Here is a 15,761-nt window from a genome sequence, read left to right as displayed (position 1 = left end):
GGCAGCTCCTTCAGCGGACGGCACAGCGGTGGGTACGGGCGGCCAGCTCGGCGGCGGCGCGGCTGTCGTAGTCCGTGGCGAAGCCGCAGCGCGGAGCCGTGCAGGCGGCGGTGTGCTTCTCGCGGCCCTGGCCGTCGTAGTAGGTGGCGACCTGGACGGGGCCGATGCGGGCGACGTTGCGGAAGCGGCGGTTGGCGGCCATCAGCGGGTCTCCCTCCGGTCTTCGCCGGTGAAGTCGGTGACGTGCTCGGCCAGCCAGCGCAAGATCTCGTCGCCCTCGTAGCTGTCGGCGGTAAGGATCACGGGTTCGGCGATGAGCACGGCTTCGGTGAGGCGGTTCTGTCGGGTCAGCTCAGCGGCACGGTTGAGCGCGCGGAGCGTGGACGGGCGCACGGTGGAAGATCCTCCGGGTCAGGTGAGTTGGGCGGCGATGGCTTCGGCCAGCGGCAGCGGGACGCCGAGCCGGGCACGAAGGGTCGAGGTGTCGATGGGTGTTCCGGTCCGGGCGTGGTGTTCGTCGGCGACCTTGCGCGCGAGCGTGACGAGCGCCGGCGGTACCGGGTGTGTCGGGGGCAGAGCCGGTTCCGGCTCCGCAGTGAGCAACTTGGGTGCAGGGGCTTCGGGCGCCATGGGTTCTGGGGCCGACTCGCGCTCCGCCGTTGGGGCGTCTGCGGTTGCTCCGTGGGCGAGCAGCGTTCCGCCGAGGAAGGCAACCGCGGGCCATCCGGCGACGAGGATGCGCAGCCAGGCCGGCACGGCGCCCAGTTCGAGCAGCCCGGCCGTGGCGACGTTGGCGCCGAGCGAGGCGGTCAGTGCGACGAGGAACCAGCACCACCCGGCCGCTTTCCCGCCGCCGGAGCGGAGTCGCCGCCAGGCCGCCACAAGCAGCAGGTCGACGGAGACCGGGTACGCCCATGCCTTCCATCCGTGCTGTCCGGCAGCCGAGGCCAGGTCGTGCAGGTGGGCGAAGGACAAGGCAGCGGCGATCAGTGCTTGGACGAGTACGGCGTCGAGGCGGACGGGCAGGGCACGCACGGCGCGACTCCTTCCGGTTCCAGGCATGGAGGGGGTAGGGGCGTGGCACGGGACGGCCGTGCCGGCCGTGGACGGGTGCGCTTACTCGGTGACCGGGCGAGCTGTGGCCACGGGCCCGGACGCCTCCACCGGCATCGGTGGGACGTACGGCCGGAAGGGATCGAGCGCCGGTACGTCGGGGGCGAGGTCCGCCGTCGCGCGGCAGACAGCCGCAGCATCGGCGAGGGAGAGGTGAGGGGTACGGATGCGGGACCAGCCGCCGGAGGTGTCGCCGACGACGGCCAGGCCGGGCAGCTCGGGGGCGATGGCGCAGGCCGCGAGGACGGCCTCAGGGGCGATGTCGCCGAGCGCCATCTTGGCCGAGGCTTCGTCGTTCACGCGGTGGCAGACGCGTCCGGTGAGCTGAGCGCGGAGCATGGTCGCGCCCTTGCCCAGCTCGGCGCCGAAGCGCTGTCCGCAGACTTCGAGGTAGATCCCAGCGGCCCGGCCGAGTTGGGCGAGCCGGATGAGCCGGGTCACCATCTCGTCCCGTCGTTCCTCCTCCTTCCGCGTGGCGACGAGGAAGAGTTCGGCCACCTCGTCGATGAACAGCACGATCGGAGCGGGACGTTCGTCCTGGGGAAGTCCCCAGACGTCCGAGGTGATCAGCTCTTCCAGGGTGCCGGGCGCGATGCCCTGCCGGGCCTTGATCAGGTCGTATCGGTCCTCCATTTCCTTGACCAGTGCGGGAAGCAGCTCGGCCGCCTGTTCCGGATCGGTTGCCAGGGCGGAGAGCCGGGGTGCGAAGGGCGCCAGCTCGACCCCGCGCTTGCAGTCGATGCCGACCAGGACGACCGGCTGAGCGGCAAGCCCGGTCAGCAGGTTCCGCAGGTACATGGACTTGCCCGAGAGCGTGGCGCCGAGCACCAGCTCATGCGGAACGGTCCGGTAGTCCCGTACGAACGCGGTCGCGTCTTCGCGTAACGCCACCGGGACCTGAAGCGGGCTGCCATTGAGCCGACGGGGCATCCGCACCTTCCGCAGCACGTCGAAGCCGACGAGTCGCAGTTCGACGACGCCAGGCCTGATGTCCCGCACGTGGACGGCGTGGACGCCCCAGGCGTGCCGCAGACGTTCGGCGGAGGCCGTCACGTCCGCCGGCTCCTGCCCGGGAGCCAGCCTCAGCCGCATGCGTAGGCCGGTCGCGGTGGGCCGGATGATGCCCCGTCGGGGAGGCACCGGCCGGACCTCACGACGGGTGGTTGCCCGGACTGCCAGCGCCCGCCACCGGGACGGCTCCACGGTCAGGCCGCAGGCGTCCATGGTCGAGGAGTACAAGGCCAGCAGCCGGGTCACCGAGAGCGGCAGCCCGACCGTGGACCAGTACGCCGCGGGGTAGGCGTGCCGGGCATAGGCGGCGCCGCCTATCGCAGCAAGCGGACCGCCCAGCTCGGCCAACGTCACCAGGTCCGTCACGGGGATCAGCCCACCTGAGCCATCGGGAAGTCGCCCGGAGCAACGGCGGTCGCCCGGTAGGCGATGCCGTGGCGCTGCTGGCCGTTGAAGACGCTTTCCCACGGCCGAGCCACCAGACCCGGCAGCGAGACCGGGGCGCCGACGGTCAGCCCGTCCGTCACACCGCTCTCGGGGATGGTGACCTGGATCAGCGACGAATCGCCCTCCTCGATGTAGACGACGCCGACGGTCATCAGTGCCTCGCCGCTCACGGCGTCCTTGGCGATCTCACCGGTCTGCCGGTCACGCACCTTCGGTGCCGGAGCCTCGGTGAGCAGGATCGTGGCGGCCGAGGCGTCAACGCGGATCACACGCACAGGGATTGCTCCTTCTGAAGTCGATCAACTTGTCGGCCTGACAAGTTGACTTAGCAAGTTCGAAGCTAGAGATGACAGGTTGACTTGTCAAGTCGCTATCGGGGGTAAGTCCCCCCAGATACGGGTCAGTTCAAGCGGTAGGTGTCTTCGAGCTCCTGCCGGTCAGCTGGAAGGAGCACATCAGAGACCTGCAACGACCGACCGGAGGCGTCACACGCGACAACCAGGACGCTCAGCACGGGAACACCGTCCGGCAGATCCAACAGCTCGGCCTCACTGGTCTCAGGCAGCCGAGCAGACACACGCTCGATCACGTGGTCGAAACGGACTTTCTTTCGCGCTTCGACGTGTTCGCGGGCACTCCCGCTCAGAGGTGCATCAGATCCCAGTTCAGTGCCCTCGACCAGGCCGGCGGGGAAGTACGACGAGACCAACTCGACAGCTTCGCCATCCTCCTCGACCAAGAAGCGGCGCATGAGGACTTCGGCCTTCCTCGGCAGGCCAAGGGCCGAGGCGATCCGAGCCGGAACAGGCACGTGCCCGACGTCGATCAGGCGGCCCGCGCCTTGCGACTCGTCGCGCTCCAGCGCCTCACGCCCCCGCCGGTCCTTCCGTTCGACGACTTCCGGACGACCACGGACGATCGTGCCGTACCCCTGGCGGGACTCAAGCCAACCGTCCCGCTTCAGCAGCTCCAGCGCCCGGACGACGGTCGGGCGGGACATTCCGAAGGCCTGCACCAGCTGGTTCTCACTCGGCACACGACTGCCCGGCGCATAGGTACCGTCCTCGATGCGGCGCTGAAGCGTCTGCGCGAGGCGCACGTACTTCGGTGGCTCCACTTCATACGCCATGAACGCCGCCTGTCGGGATTGGCCAAGTCAACTGGTCAACCAGACTAGCGACACTTTCACACCGACAGTAGAAGGGATGGGCTATCCCATCACGCCGGCCAGGCATCAGCCACCACGAAGGAGACGACCGTTCCGCCGAGGTGGCTTGGCCCGGAGTGCCAGGAGTCGGCGATGGAGTCGACCAAGAGCAGCCCCCGCCCGTGAGCGTCGTTCGCTTCCGGCCGCCGCAGCCGCACGTTCGCCGGGAAACCCGGGTTGTGCACCTCGACGCGGAGCGAGCTTCCCTCGCGGAACCACTCGACTCGTACCAGCCAGGGATCATCCGACTTCCCGTAGCGGATGGCATTGGTCACCAGCTCCGAGATCATCAGCGTGCAGTCATCGACCGAGCAGGCCGGATTGTACGGAGCGATGAACTTCCGGAACCAGCGTCGGGCGCGGGGCACGGACTCCGGCACAGGCTGCAAGGTCATCGCTCCGAGTCGCGGTGAGTCCTCGCAGGGGTAACGGTCGATCGTGTAGGCCATGCGTGCTCACTCCTTGCCGCTGCCGTCGCAGTCGAGGCAGCGCCGCTTCGACGTGGCACGGCTGCGGTCATTGGCCGTGGAGAGCGCCAGCGCCGTCCGGGAGCCGACGCGCTTCCAACCACGCCCCCGACACCCGCGGCAAGCTAACCGCGCATCCTGTTTCGGCCGCCGACTCGTCACGTCGTGCCCCCTTCCCATCAAGTGGCCTTAGCCACTTTCTGGATAGTGGCATTGGCCACTTCGACGGCGCAAGCGGTTCGCCGCAACTGGCGAGCCGTCAGGTGAGCGGGTAGCCCTGCTCGAAGGCCCAGCGGTGAGGCGGGTAGGTGGCTTCCGCGAACTCCAGAGGCCGATCCTGGAGGTCGAAGACGACGTGATGGACGATGAGAACCGCGGATCCCGGCTCCAATCGCAGGTCGGCCGCCTCCTCGTCCGTGGCGGCCCGAGCACACATGCGGTCTTCTGCGTAACTGCCTTGACGCCCAGTCATCCTCTCGACGTACATGAGCGTCCCCTCCTGGATCCGCTCGGGATCCGTGAGCTTGGGCGCGCGCTCACCAACGTCTGACGCAAACCACGAGGTGGACAGCGTGATCGGACCGTTCTGGTTGTTCGTCACGCGCCGGCGGTGCACGGCTCGACGGTCCCTCGCCAGGCCCAAGGCCTCAGCGACGTAGTCCGGAGCCTCCAGCCAACCAGCCGAAGTGATCACCGCGTACTCTCCGGGCGTATAGATCTTCCCAGTCTGCCGGGCCCGCCCGTACAACTCCCGGGCACGCCGGTTCACTTCAAGACCGCGCACGTACGTTCCGGAACCCTGGCGCTTCTCGACCAGGCCCTGATGGCTCAGCGCTTCCAGTGACCGCGCGGCCGTGGGCCGGGACACCTTCCAGTCCGCGGCGAGCTGCCGTTCCGAGGGGACCTCGTCCCCCGGCCGCAGGTCGCCCCGGAGAATCTGATCACGGATGTAGTGGGCGATCTGGAGATACTTCGGCTGAGCCTCTTCGATCTGAGGCATCTCCCCTCCTTGTCCAAGTGGCTATGGCCTCTGGCCACTATAGAGTGAGTGGTCAACCTATGAACCCGTAGTCTGATCGCATGACGCGGTTGATCGTCGCAGCAGGAGGAGGTGGCGACGCAGTCGCCGCCGCAATGCTTCACGCCGCCCTCTACGGCGACGATGACCAGGCGGTGATCCTCACGTATGCGTGGGACCGCCTCCTGATCGATCCGCTACCAGGCCCGCGGCGAGCCGCCGACTTCACCGGCTTGGAGCGCCTCACCCCGGCCGTCTGGGCAGTGCCGGCGCAGGCCCGCCCGATCGCACCTGCAGGTTCCACACTCCCCCGACTCGCAGCGGAGCTCCCGCATACCTTCGCGCTACTCGACCCCTACCAGGGAGCAGAAGGCCTCACGCACCAGCTCGAAGACCTCGTGAGCCACTTGGAGCCCGAGTCGATCGACCTCCTGGACGTGGGCGGGGACATCCTCGCGCGGGGCGACGAACCGACACTGAAGAGCCCACTCGGCGACGCCCTCAGTCTGGCTGCGTGCTGCCAGGTAAATGCACCTGTACGGCTTCTGGTAGTGGGTCCGGGGCTGGACGGCGAACTCCCGCCGGCAGACCTGGGCGACGTGCTAGGCCCCGTCGTCCACACATTCACCGCGAACGACGTGGAGGCGATCAGCTCCATCCTGGAATGGCACCCGTCCGAAGCAACCGCGCTCCTCGCGGCGACGGCCAGGGGCGTGAGAGGCACATGCGAGATCAGAGACGCAGGCCTCCCCGTACCACTCACGGACGATAGCCCTACGGTGCACGAGGTCGACCTGGACGACGCTGCCAGCCGCAACCAGCTGGCCCGCGCCATCATGGCAACCGCACACCTGGACGAGGCCGTGGCCTGCAGCCGCGAAATCTGCGGCTACTCGGAAATCGACTACGAGCGCAACAAGGCCCTGTGGCTGAAGGAGCAGCAGCCCACGAAGCTTGACCCGGCCGCGATGTGGGCTCAGCTCGGCCAGTTCGAGGCCGAAGCCCGAGCCCGCGGAGTCACCCACACGACGTTCCGCCGCATCACCGAGGCCCTGAACCTCAGCGGATCGCAGCGGGACGAGTTGCGGCAGCTGCTCATCAGTAGCCGGCCCGAGCAGTACGACGCGCCCCTCTGGCACATCCCAGACGAAGCCTGAGTAACAACTTTCTTCACGGGTTCAAGCACCCGTCGTCGCTTCGCTCCTCCGGGCGGGAGCGGGCGGCCGGCGGCGCCCGCGCTCATGTCTCCGCCCCGCTCGGCACCGCCGGCCGCCCGCTCCCGCCGAAGAGGACAGGCACACAGTGCATGAGGTCAGAACACGTCGTGGCTGGGGCGGTCGGCTCCACGGCTTTAGGCAGCCACCTTGGCGCGAGCCTCCCAGATCATGGCCCCACATCGGGCACTAACGGGCAGGTCCACAAGCCTGCCCGATCCGCGGGCCAGCGTAAGGGGCCATGATCACTCGCGCCAAGGCAGCTCCAGCCCAAAGCCGCTACGCCGCCCGCGTTGATACTCTCCCGATCACTGCGCAGGGTTCCTCCAGGGGGGTAAATGAACGGCCTACTTATCAGTGCAGTCAGTGTTCTAGCCACATTGATTGTCACAGCAGTTTTCCAGCCGCTATTGAACAGGATCACCGCCATTTCTCGGCGAATCACCCACATTAAGCCAGTGAGTGTCCACGTCGAAACGGACCCCTCTATCGTCTGGGCCGGATTCCCGAACTGGATTCCTGCCTTTGTTTGGCTCCCTGGACGACCCACGAGTAGACCACCTGAGCATCCCACAGACTGGCGATCGTGGGCTATGGCACAAGGCGGGGCTGAGGCATTTCAAACAGCCTTGAGGGTGACCGTCACAGCGCGCGAAAACGCCTCCGTAGTGGTTGACCCCCCAAAAGTTCGCCATGAATCACACCCTCTTGATGTGCCACCGCGAGGGTGTATTGCCCTCTGCCCGGTCGGTGGCGCTGCTGTAACACCGAGGCGGCTGCAGGTTGACCTAGCAATGGGAACAACCATGTGGGTCGACGAGGACGGGTCTCCAATTGCTCCGCTCAGCCTGGCTTTGTCTCCTGGCGAGACCGAGCAATTCCTCATCTTCGTAAATTCCCACTCCGGGCGCAATCAATGGCACCTAGAACTACCGATATTGATTGACGGTAAACGGCTACTAATTCCCATTAAGGATGGAAGTAAGCCGTTTATCACATATGGTGTAGAAGGTTTCGAGCTGTACCGCTGGTCTGATCCCGAGTGGGAGCGCCAAGACCAGCTCTAGGATCGAGGGCGGTGAGCGGGGCCGTCTCAGGGCCGTCGAAGGGCAGTCAACGACGGCCAATGCTGACAACCGTCGACGGCTAAGACGCAGGTCGCCGCGTTGATCAATTACATGGCCGCAGGTGAGAGCCCGACGCCTTCACTTCTTCGGCTACTGATCGCACTAGCTTGGTGGTGGGTCGACTCTCCAGCAGCGGTTCACCGTCCTCGGCGACGCCGGCCTGGTCGCCACCACCTGGAACTGCGTGAGCGGCCACGCGGCTGGACGGCAAGCGCGCGTTCGACGCCCCGCCGTCGTCACTGGCTTTCGTAGGCTGAGGTTCAGACGTGGGTCCGCCGCACGCCGGTGCACGCGATCAGTCTGCTGCCGTCTTCGGTCAGAAACAGCATGAACGTCCAGGAGCCATCGGCAGCCCTAATCTCCCCCAGGCGAACCGGCTGCTGTTGCCGACCGAGCAGCTCCACGGCGCGTGTCAGGTTCGTGGTCTCGATGCCCCGGCGGCGCGTGTGCCGTAGCCGACGTCCATAGATAAGGGTGAGCGGCTCAGCAGGCGTAGTCCCCTCCCAGATCACGTGGGAACCGCCGCAGCGGAGCGCAGCCAAAGCGGCCACGGACGCCTCGTCGTTGCCAACCAGTACCGTTCGAGTAGTTCCCGCTCCATGCCGCCACCCCCACGAGGACCCTGCGTACGGCAGCCGGATACAGCAACCACAGCAACCGGCCCCGCCCCGCAGCGCCCTTCTGGGGCCGATGCGCGACCTATATGACCGTCGCTGACCGATCCCTGTAGAGCTACGGATCAGATGCTGAGCCTCTGGGGCAGGCATCATGAGCACGTGGGGATAGACGTGGAGCTGCACTCAGCACGGCCAACGCGTAACTGGCGCAAGTCCCGAGCGACGCTGCTCCAGAGTTCGTACGGGCACGGGGACGCGTTGGCCGATGCGATCGGCTCGCTCCGGCTGCTCGGAGTGCCTGGGCGGCTGACCGCCTTGGATCCGTATGGGGATGCTCTGATAAACGAGCAGGAGGCTGCCGTTGCTCTCGGTGAGGTCCCCGATCTACGGCAACGGTGCACCGATGAGCGTCAGCTCGCTGCCTTGGACGACCTTGCAAAGTTGATGGAGCAGTGCGCCGGCACTCCAGGCAGCTATCTGTGGTTCCAGGGCGACTGAAGCCCGTGCCCCATCCGTGCCCGATAGACCGGGAACCCACGGGAACCACGGTTACTAGCAGGCACCGCGCGTGGGGAAGGCCCCCCGACCGATGTTCCTGGTCAAGGGCCGTTCACCTGCGCGGTGGGTGTGGGATTTGAACCCACGGTGGCTTGCGCCACGACGGTTTTCAAGATCGCCTCGGGTCTGACTCCCCCATTGAGACTCCACCGACCTATGGGGGCTTCACCTTCTGAGGTGGGGCTACTTCTTGAAGGTTTCCGCGAGCGATTGCAGCAACTTAAGAGCCTCCGGTGTTACACCATCCGGCAGAGTAGTTGCGCCACTCTGTTGCTCGCTCACTGATGTGCCGTCACTCGTACCCCGCTCCACGAAGAGACGGGAAGCAGCCGCCGCCTTAATAGACTCACGTTGCTCCGGCGGCAAGTTCACGATAAACGGATCGAGGGCAGCCAAGTCCAGCTGAAAAGATTTAGCGCGGCGCTCTTCTTGGCGGTGTTGAGATGATTCCTTAGCCATATATACGCCACCCGCGAGCAGGGCAAGCGAGCCACCAAATCGGACAGCCATGAACTGCCAAGGAGTCTTTTCGTCAACATGGCTAACCAAGAGAGTGGCGAGAAAAATAAGAAAGCTGCACGCGAAGACGCTTACCGCGCCAAAGCGCCAGCTATTCGCAGACTTTCGCTCCTGTTCAGCGTATCGCCCATATTCGGTTGCAGTACTAGCCAGACCAACTGCATTCACAAGCTCAACCGCTTGATCACGAAGTGCGGCCACCTCGTCTACGATCCGTTGACCTGCTTCTTTCTGTGCGCTTAGGGCTTCCTCGGACTGGGCCCGTGCCTTCTCTGTAGCGCTGAGTGTATCTTCGGCAAATTTCTCAAGGGCTCTTTGATGAGATTCGCTCCGCGATGCCTCAGCCTCCGAATAACTCGTTTGGTAAGAGTTGATGGCTTGGTCGAGACGCTGACTCTGTGCAGTAACTGTTGCAGTCGTGGAGGAAACCTCTGACCGCAGCTGTTCCACTTCAGCTTGAGTGGCCTGTATGTTGCCCTGCGCCTCAGTCAACAGCTCTGAGAAACCCGCTTGCGTAGTAGCGGTCAGCTCGTTGATCTTATTTTGCAGACCCTCGACTTTCCCTCTGATGCCTTCAATGGCATTTTGGGCGTCTGTGACGAAATCCGTGGCAGCGGCCCGGAGGCCGCGCGTGTATCTATCCTTCGACGGTGGCCAGGTTCGGACCGTATCGAATGCCGCATCTAGGTAGCCCTCTGCAGCTGAGACCAAGTAATTAGATCCAGATCCCGTAGCCCACGCGTTTACGTGCTGCTGGACGTTAACGAGATTCTGCTGAAGAGCACTGAGAGCCTGACCGGTTACGACCATAACCGGCTCTTGGCCTATTTCGGCGATGTACGACAGGCCCATATTCAGGCGGTCGTAATGGTCGCGGTTCTCGGGCGTTACGCGCTCCTCATGACTTTTGAGGAGGCTGCGGAGGTCGGCTACCAAAGACCACACCGGGTGAGCCTTATATTGAATGTCCCACCGCTCAATACCCATTACAGCACTCCTTGATCCCCACCCAGGCCTCCAAGGCAGGCGCTCAACTGTGCTCTGCCTCAGGTGGCAAGATATTAGCTTCAACCATCAAGGTTGACAGCAAGCACAGTGCCACCTCATACCCCAGGAACACGCCTGCGCGAGCGCCCTCCCGGCCGTCCTCGGGCCGTGGAAGGGCGCTCAATGATGACCAACGTCGACAATTGCCGACGGCTCAGCAGCAGGTCAGGAAGCTGATCGATTCATCGACCGCAGGTCACGGCTGCCCGTGATCAGTTGTGGCTGAACTGACTCCTACCGGCCAGACCCGCGCTCAGCTCTCCTCGTCCTCGACCATGCCGATGGCGACGGGAAATGACGCCAGGAACTCGCGCCGTGCAGGATCCTGCTCCGCTTCGGCCAAGTCTGCGAGCAGCTGGAAGAGTCGTTCGCGTTGGTCTGAGGGCAGTTGCAGCAGCACCCAGCCGACGCTCTCCATCATCTTCACCGCGGAGTCCGGATCCACTTCCTCGTCCCCGCAGCTCTCCAGCCACCAAACGATGTCAACGAGCAGGCCGGTGAGCGCCGGCACAAGCGGATCCCTGTCAGTCACCCGTGCAACGTAGCCGATCACTACGACACCGCGGTCCCGCTGGTCAGCGAGACCGGTGATCAGTAGAGCGGACAGGAGGCCCACACGCGGCCTGTCCGACGGCAGTGACGGCAATGCTGACGGCAACGACGGCGGACGGCAGTGGCCCTCGGCAGTCTGGCACGGTGGCCGCAAGGGACGATGGGCCCGGCCCACCAAGACGTGCCCGCATCTTCTAAGCTCCTGGTCGCTCATTGCGTCATGAGTCGGCATCCGGCGCCATGCTCATGAAGTTGCGGAATCAAGCGTGTGCCGCGCTGCGGTCGTGAACCGCTCGCGAATACCCTCGCGGGCTTCCTGGTTACTCTTGAGCTCAGCGACGATCGCAGTCGCTTGGTCAAGGAAGACAGCAAATTCATCATTGTCCTCGTGCGCCTGAGCGATTGCAGCGTTAGCGAGTTCCTCGGCCCGTTCGAAGGCCTCGAACATCGCGTCCGCTCCAGGAGGCACTCGAACGTCCTCGATTGCCTCCGCCGTAAGCTCTTGCATCTGCCTTGTAGCCTCCTCCATGGCCTCAACAGCGGATGCCATCGCTGGTAATGTCCCGCTGGTAATGCGCTCGGCTGCCGGCCGCTGCGACTCTGCGAGTTCCATGAGTTTGGTGGCTAGGTCCACGTCGCGCCGAATACTGACGGCGAGCTCTTCCGCTGCCCGAGCCACCTCGGCTGGTCCTAGGATGTCGATCCGCCTCGCGCGCTCTGCCATGCGGCCAGTAGCTTCCTTCAGTGGGTTGATTCCCGGCGAGTCGGAGTTCCCCGGAAGACCCACGGAGTCAATGATGCGAAGGCACTCGTCCCAGGCTGCTAGGAAACCTTCGTACGCCTGAAGCCGCTGTTGCCGAAGCCAGTGGGCTTGATCGACGTCGGCTTGATCGCGAACTTGCTGCAAGGTGACTTCCGCACTGATCAACGCTCCCTTCTTCGCGGCACGGGCACCAACGACTGTGCCAGCTAGTCCGAACACCGCAGCCACCAAAGCGAGAACAAGTTCCTTCATGAGCAGACATCATCGCGGCGGCGGCCGTCAGGCGGAATGGGGCGTCTCACAGGCCTGGTTCCACAGCGCAAGGGGCTCCTCAGGCCGAGCCCTGAACCGTTCGGCTCTGACTAGCGCTGAGATTCCGACCGCGGGAGCGCAGTCGGCGCTGGCCCACTTGGGGGCCCTCGGCAGATGTCAGCCCACCTGCCCGGCTCGAACGGGCCAGCCCCCTCCACGGCAGGCCGGTGCTGCAGATCCGGCCGACGCAGGAACGATGAGTGTAGGACTGCGTTCAGCGTCCCCGAACTAGCGATTCACGCGCAGAGGTGCAGCAGTGATGAGTGTCTAACTGCGTGACAACGCCGACGAACAGCGGCGGATGAGCGCGAACGTCTACGGACCGGCAGCGCAGGTGAGAGCCAGATCAGCTCAAGGCAGCGCCCCCATCCAAGTTGCTTCGGGACGAAGAGGCCGTACGTCAAAACCTGCCATCCTGACAGTGAACTACTAGGCCGGGGCCCTTCGCGGATCCCGCGCCGTAGCTGACCAGGAACACACCATGCCCAGCCGCCTCAAAGCCCATTAGGATCACGACCATGGCAGGCCATCACTCAGAGCGTCCCCACGACCACGCATGCGTCCTCGCCCAGCGGGTTCGAGCGTTGCGAGAGGCCCGCGGGTGGACCCGTGAACGGCTCGCCAAGGATGCTTGCATCGCCGTCGGAACGCTTGCCCGTCTGGAGAGCGAGGGAGCGATCCAGCCAAGCTTCTTCACCGTCGGAGCGGTTGCCGAGGCTCTTGCGGTCTCCCTCGACGAGCTTTTCCGGGAGACCAGGATGACTCCCGGCCTCTGGTCCGCTGGGTACGAAGGCCGAGACATCGACTCCTTCGTCACCTCGCTCCGCGACAGTCGTATCGAGGTCGTGGCGGACGTACGGCTTACGCCGATCAGCCGCAAGAAGGGCTTCAGCAAGACCCGCCTCGGGGAGGCACTTGCCGAGGCCGGCATCGAGTACACGCACCTACGGAGCCTGGGAAATCCCAAGGACAACCGGGCACCGTTTTGGGACGGCCGCCTCGACGTGGGCCGGGCCCGGTTTCGTGGGGTGCTGCGGTCCGAGGAGGCGCAGACCGATCTTGAGCGCCTCGCGGAGCATGCCCGGCAGTCCCGGGTCGCGGTGCTGTGCTTCGAGAAGGACGAGAGCCGCTGCCACCGGAAGGTCGTTCTGGAAATGGTCCGCAAACGGGCCGCAGTGCCCGTAATGCCCCTGGCCTGACTTCATCCCTCATCCCTGTACGCGCCCTTGCCGGTGACGCATGCCTCTTCTACCAATCGGATCGGGAGATCAGTGGAGGGGGCAACCATGGGATCGGGAAAGTGGCAGCGCGCACAGATCATGATCACGGTCAAGACCTATCCGGAACTGTCCGCGAAGTACCACGAGACGAGCTGCGTGGCTGGCATACGGCTCGACCAGGGGGTGCCCCAGCATGTGCGGCTCTTCCCGGTTCCGTTCCGGTTGTTGAACGAAGAAAGCCAGTTCGCCAAGTACTCGATCGTCGAGGTCGACGTGCAGCGGCATCATGGGGACCGCCGTCCCGAGAGCTTGCGCCCTAATCTGCAGACTCTCAAGGTCATCGAGCGTCTCGGGACAGCGGACGGCTGGCGCGAACGCTTCTCGCATGTTCGGCCCCTCGTGGCGCCGTCCCTGTGCTCCATAAGGCGGGACCAGGAGGTGCGGGGTACCTCGCTCGGCGTCTTCCGCCCAGCGGAGTTCACTGGCTTCCGCTTCGCTCCTGCCGAGCCCTGGCCCGCTTCGAAGGCGGCCCTGGCAGATCAGTTGGATCTACTTGCGCAGGACCTTCGCCAACTGGAGTGGGTGCCGCTTGAGTTCCGGTACAGCTTCCGATGTGCGGATCAGGAGTGCGGTGGTCACGACATGGGGCTGAGGGACTGGGAGGCGGGCGAGTCGTACCGTAAGTTCCTTCGTCAGTACGGGAAGGATGACGTGGAGGAGAAGCTTCGCGAGCGCTGGTTCGACCGGATGGTCACCCCGGAGAAGGCCGTGCACTGCTTCGTCGGAAACGTCGCGGCCCGTCCCAAGACTTTTTTGCTGCTGGGCCTCTTCTACCCGCGACGGGATGTCGTCGAGAACTTCCAGGAGAGTCTGTTCGACCTATGAGGGTGAATACGGAGCGCACGGTCCCAGCTGACGGTCCAAGTTCGGTCAGACGGACGAGAGCAAGTGCGAGGAGCGAAGGCTCAGCGGATCCTGACGGCAGAAGATGACGGCAACGGAGCCGTAGCGTGGGAACCTTGGCGGTAGCAGGGGGACTGCCTTGAGCCCTTGGAGTAGCAACGCCGCAGCGCGCATGCTGCTGAGAATGAACTCCTAAAGCGGATGTCGCTTCCCCACCCGGCCCGGCTCGAACGGGCTGGTCCCCTCCACAACGGGCCGGTACTGGGGGAAGCAGCCGCCGACCGACGCGGGCCGTGTCCAGAGTATGGCGGATGCCGTCCCGCTTGTCGGGGTCCGATGAAGCTGCGGTACAGCAGCGAAGTACAGCAACCAGAGCAACCGACCTCGCCCGGTGACGCCCTCCGGAGGCCATTGCCCGACTGCTATGACCACCATCGACCGATCCACATAGAGCTACGGATCAGAAGGGGTGTCGCTCTCCGTGGGCGTCGAGAGCGTCGGTGTAGCGCTGTAGCTTCGCCCCGAGTTCCTCCTGGATGAGGCTTGCCGCTTGGCGGGCCTCCAGATCGCCGGCCGCGCAGAGTTCGACAAGTTCGGCTACGTCGGCGGAGAGGATCCTGAGGGTGTCGCCCTGGACCAGGACTCCTGGAAAGCGACGGCCAGGCAGGCGCACCACAGCGTCGTTGCCAGCATCGGTGAACAGCTCGGCTTCCACTCGCTCCATCGGGTCTCCCGTCTCAGTATCCGTCTCATTCAGCTTGGTTCAGGGCCGTTCACAGCGGACCCGAGACCTATGCCCGTAGCGCCCGCGGACAGCGGTGAACGCAGGTGAACGACCCTGAACGACGCCCACCATCCCACCACCACAGTTGGAAAGCGTGCACCAGTGCTGACGCTGGCGTACGGGCTGCTCGGTGCTCAGCCCTATTGTCAGACTGGCGCTGTACGGTCCGCTCCATGGCTGAGAGACCTACGACGAACTGGCGCGACTGCATAGCCAAAGAAGCCGAGGAGCTGGCCGCTGGCACCCTGGACCCTGAGTGCGCGTGCATGGCGGGACTGTTTCCCGAAGAACTGCTCACATCGACCGATGCCGTCCTCGACACCTTCGAGTGCGAGCTTCCCGGGCTGGGTGAGGCAGACGACGCACAGATCTTCGGCGTCGTGGAACGCGTCGTCCTGGCCCTGAACGCCGTAAACGAAGCCCACAACGAAAGCGCCTACGAAACCGACGAGCGCGAGCAACTGTGCGAGTTCATCGACCAATCGCTCACCGAGCACGGCGTCGACATCGTCGCACTGACCGCCCGGCATGGACTCGGCCGGTACCAGATCACCGACAAGTGGCGGAAGTGGTAAGGCCGTTCGCTGACCCAGCCCGCTTGGGATCCGCTTCCTGACACAGCACCGCTCCCGCCACAAGCGCACCAGATCGAGCGGGGAACAGCGGGGAATCACGGTGAAAGCGACCAGACCCGACGGGACCGCCTCGCGGCCGTTCGTCCAGGTCAGGGCACGAACGTGCTGCAAATGCCCTCAGCTTCCCAAGCTGATGTCATGCAGCTGCGTAGGCCAGAAATGTTCTGCCAGCGTCAACCAGTAGCCTGCGACGATCAGCCGTGGCATGCCTGGAGGCTTCGTGGAAGCTATCGCTCTCGTCAGTCCC

The 15,761-nt window shown here is 64.9% G+C and carries 16 protein-coding genes and 1 tRNA gene; 4 read left to right on the top strand and 13 right to left on the bottom strand.

Annotated elements, in window-relative coordinates; genetic code table 11:
• Positions 1-10: 10 nt before the first annotated feature.
• From IE318_RS27855 to IE318_RS27820, 8 genes are all read right to left on the bottom strand, one after another.
• Entirely contained in the window at positions 11-202 is a 192-nt protein-coding gene (locus tag IE318_RS27855) for a mobile element transfer protein (protein WP_189904730.1), read from the bottom strand.
• Entirely contained in the window at positions 202-393 is a 192-nt protein-coding gene (locus IE318_RS27850; protein WP_189904728.1) for an RING finger protein, read from the bottom strand. The genes IE318_RS27855 and IE318_RS27850 overlap by 1 nt, the downstream gene beginning before the upstream one ends.
• Before the next feature lie 18 nt (positions 394-411).
• Positions 412-1,035: a DUF2637 domain-containing protein gene (locus IE318_RS27845; protein WP_189904725.1), complete on the bottom strand. Its 624-nt coding sequence runs from the start codon at positions 1,033-1,035 to the stop codon at positions 412-414.
• 81 nt (positions 1,036-1,116) lie between these two features.
• Positions 1,117-2,490, bottom strand: a complete 1,374-nt coding sequence (locus IE318_RS27840; RefSeq protein ID WP_189904724.1) for an FtsK/SpoIIIE domain-containing protein — start codon at positions 2,488-2,490, stop codon at positions 1,117-1,119.
• 5 nt (positions 2,491-2,495) lie between these two features.
• Positions 2,496-2,846, bottom strand: a complete 351-nt coding sequence (locus IE318_RS27835) for an SCO3933 family regulatory protein (RefSeq protein ID WP_189904723.1) — start codon at positions 2,844-2,846, stop codon at positions 2,496-2,498.
• Positions 2,847-2,971: 125 nt separating this feature from the next.
• On the bottom strand, positions 2,972-3,700 hold the full coding sequence (locus tag IE318_RS27830) for a GntR family transcriptional regulator (protein ID WP_189904721.1): 729 nt from the start codon (positions 3,698-3,700) through the stop codon (positions 2,972-2,974).
• An 89-nt stretch (positions 3,701-3,789) separates the two neighbouring features.
• A complete protein-coding gene (locus IE318_RS27825) occupies positions 3,790-4,227 on the bottom strand; it encodes an ATP-binding protein (RefSeq protein WP_189904719.1) in 438 nt (145 codons plus the stop codon).
• A 277-nt stretch (positions 4,228-4,504) separates the two neighbouring features.
• Entirely contained in the window at positions 4,505-5,245 is a 741-nt protein-coding gene (locus IE318_RS27820; RefSeq protein WP_189904716.1) for a GntR family transcriptional regulator, read from the bottom strand.
• Between the two features lie 80 nt (positions 5,246-5,325).
• Here IE318_RS27820 and IE318_RS27815 point away from each other — a divergent pair, with 80 nt between their 5' ends.
• A complete protein-coding gene (locus IE318_RS27815) occupies positions 5,326-6,420 on the top strand; it encodes a DUF1152 domain-containing protein (RefSeq protein ID WP_189904715.1) in 1,095 nt (364 codons plus the stop codon).
• Between the two features lie 2,420 nt (positions 6,421-8,840).
• On the opposite strand, the gene IE318_RS27810 is transcribed toward IE318_RS27815, so the two are convergent.
• From IE318_RS27810 to IE318_RS27795, 4 genes are all read right to left on the bottom strand, one after another.
• A tRNA-Ser gene (locus tag IE318_RS27810) sits at positions 8,841-8,930 on the bottom strand.
• A gap of 32 nt (positions 8,931-8,962) precedes the next feature.
• Positions 8,963-10,285: a hypothetical protein gene (locus tag IE318_RS27805; RefSeq protein ID WP_189904713.1), complete on the bottom strand. Its 1,323-nt coding sequence runs from the start codon at positions 10,283-10,285 to the stop codon at positions 8,963-8,965.
• Between the two features lie 313 nt (positions 10,286-10,598).
• The gene (locus IE318_RS27800) at positions 10,599-10,877 is read right to left on the bottom strand and encodes a hypothetical protein (protein WP_229903790.1); all 279 of its coding nucleotides are present in this window, start codon (positions 10,875-10,877) and stop codon (positions 10,599-10,601) included.
• Positions 10,878-11,141: 264 nt separating this feature from the next.
• Positions 11,142-11,912: a hypothetical protein gene (locus IE318_RS27795; RefSeq protein ID WP_189904709.1), complete on the bottom strand. Its 771-nt coding sequence runs from the start codon at positions 11,910-11,912 to the stop codon at positions 11,142-11,144.
• A 578-nt stretch (positions 11,913-12,490) separates the two neighbouring features.
• Between IE318_RS27795 and IE318_RS27790 the strand changes: the two genes are divergently transcribed.
• Both IE318_RS27790 and IE318_RS27785 read left to right on the top strand, forming a co-directional pair.
• A complete protein-coding gene (locus IE318_RS27790) occupies positions 12,491-13,171 on the top strand; it encodes a DUF488 family protein, N3 subclade (protein WP_189904708.1) in 681 nt (226 codons plus the stop codon).
• Positions 13,172-13,258: 87 nt separating this feature from the next.
• Positions 13,259-14,077 carry a DUF8758 domain-containing protein gene (locus IE318_RS27785; protein WP_229903789.1) on the top strand — a complete coding sequence of 273 codons (819 nt, stop codon included), beginning with the start codon at positions 13,259-13,261 and terminating at the stop codon, positions 14,075-14,077.
• 478 nt (positions 14,078-14,555) lie between these two features.
• Here the strand turns inward: IE318_RS27785 and IE318_RS27780 are convergent, their stop codons facing one another.
• Positions 14,556-14,819, bottom strand: a complete 264-nt coding sequence (locus tag IE318_RS27780; RefSeq protein ID WP_189904706.1) for a DUF6959 family protein — start codon at positions 14,817-14,819, stop codon at positions 14,556-14,558.
• Between the two features lie 233 nt (positions 14,820-15,052).
• Between IE318_RS27780 and IE318_RS27775 the strand changes: the two genes are divergently transcribed.
• A complete protein-coding gene (locus IE318_RS27775) occupies positions 15,053-15,454 on the top strand; it encodes a hypothetical protein (protein ID WP_189904704.1) in 402 nt (133 codons plus the stop codon).
• Positions 15,455-15,761 lie beyond the last annotated feature (307 nt).

Origin of the sequence: Streptomyces spiralis, assembly GCF_014654675.1 — a bacterium.
GTDB lineage: Bacteria > Actinomycetota > Actinomycetes > Streptomycetales > Streptomycetaceae > Streptomyces > Streptomyces spiralis.
The sequence above is the reverse complement of the archived record's forward strand: the minus strand, read 5'-3'. Positions and strand labels throughout refer to the sequence as shown.

Bases quoted from the DNA above. Each gene is read 5' to 3' on its own strand.
- IE318_RS27805 (WP_189904713.1), bottom strand. From the start codon at position 10,285: ATGGGTATTGAGCGGTGGGACATTCAATATAAGGCTCACCCGGTGTGG.
- IE318_RS27775 (WP_189904704.1), top strand. From the start codon at position 15,053: ATGGCTGAGAGACCTACGACGAACTGGCGCGACTGCATAGCCAAAGAA.
- IE318_RS27785 (WP_229903789.1), top strand. From the start codon at position 13,259: ATGGGATCGGGAAAGTGGCAGCGCGCACAGATCATGATCACGGTCAAG.
- IE318_RS27780 (WP_189904706.1), bottom strand. From the start codon at position 14,819: ATGGAGCGAGTGGAAGCCGAGCTGTTCACCGATGCTGGCAACGACGCT.
- IE318_RS27790 (WP_189904708.1), top strand. From the start codon at position 12,491: ATGGCAGGCCATCACTCAGAGCGTCCCCACGACCACGCATGCGTCCTC.
- IE318_RS27795 (WP_189904709.1), bottom strand. From the start codon at position 11,912: ATGAAGGAACTTGTTCTCGCTTTGGTGGCTGCGGTGTTCGGACTAGCT.
- IE318_RS27855 (WP_189904730.1), bottom strand. From the start codon at position 202: ATGGCCGCCAACCGCCGCTTCCGCAACGTCGCCCGCATCGGCCCCGTC.
- IE318_RS27830 (WP_189904721.1), bottom strand. From the start codon at position 3,700: ATGGCGTATGAAGTGGAGCCACCGAAGTACGTGCGCCTCGCGCAGACG.
- IE318_RS27820 (WP_189904716.1), bottom strand. From the start codon at position 5,245: ATGCCTCAGATCGAAGAGGCTCAGCCGAAGTATCTCCAGATCGCCCAC.
- IE318_RS27825 (WP_189904719.1), bottom strand. From the start codon at position 4,227: ATGGCCTACACGATCGACCGTTACCCCTGCGAGGACTCACCGCGACTC.
- IE318_RS27815 (WP_189904715.1), top strand. From the start codon at position 5,326: ATGACGCGGTTGATCGTCGCAGCAGGAGGAGGTGGCGACGCAGTCGCC.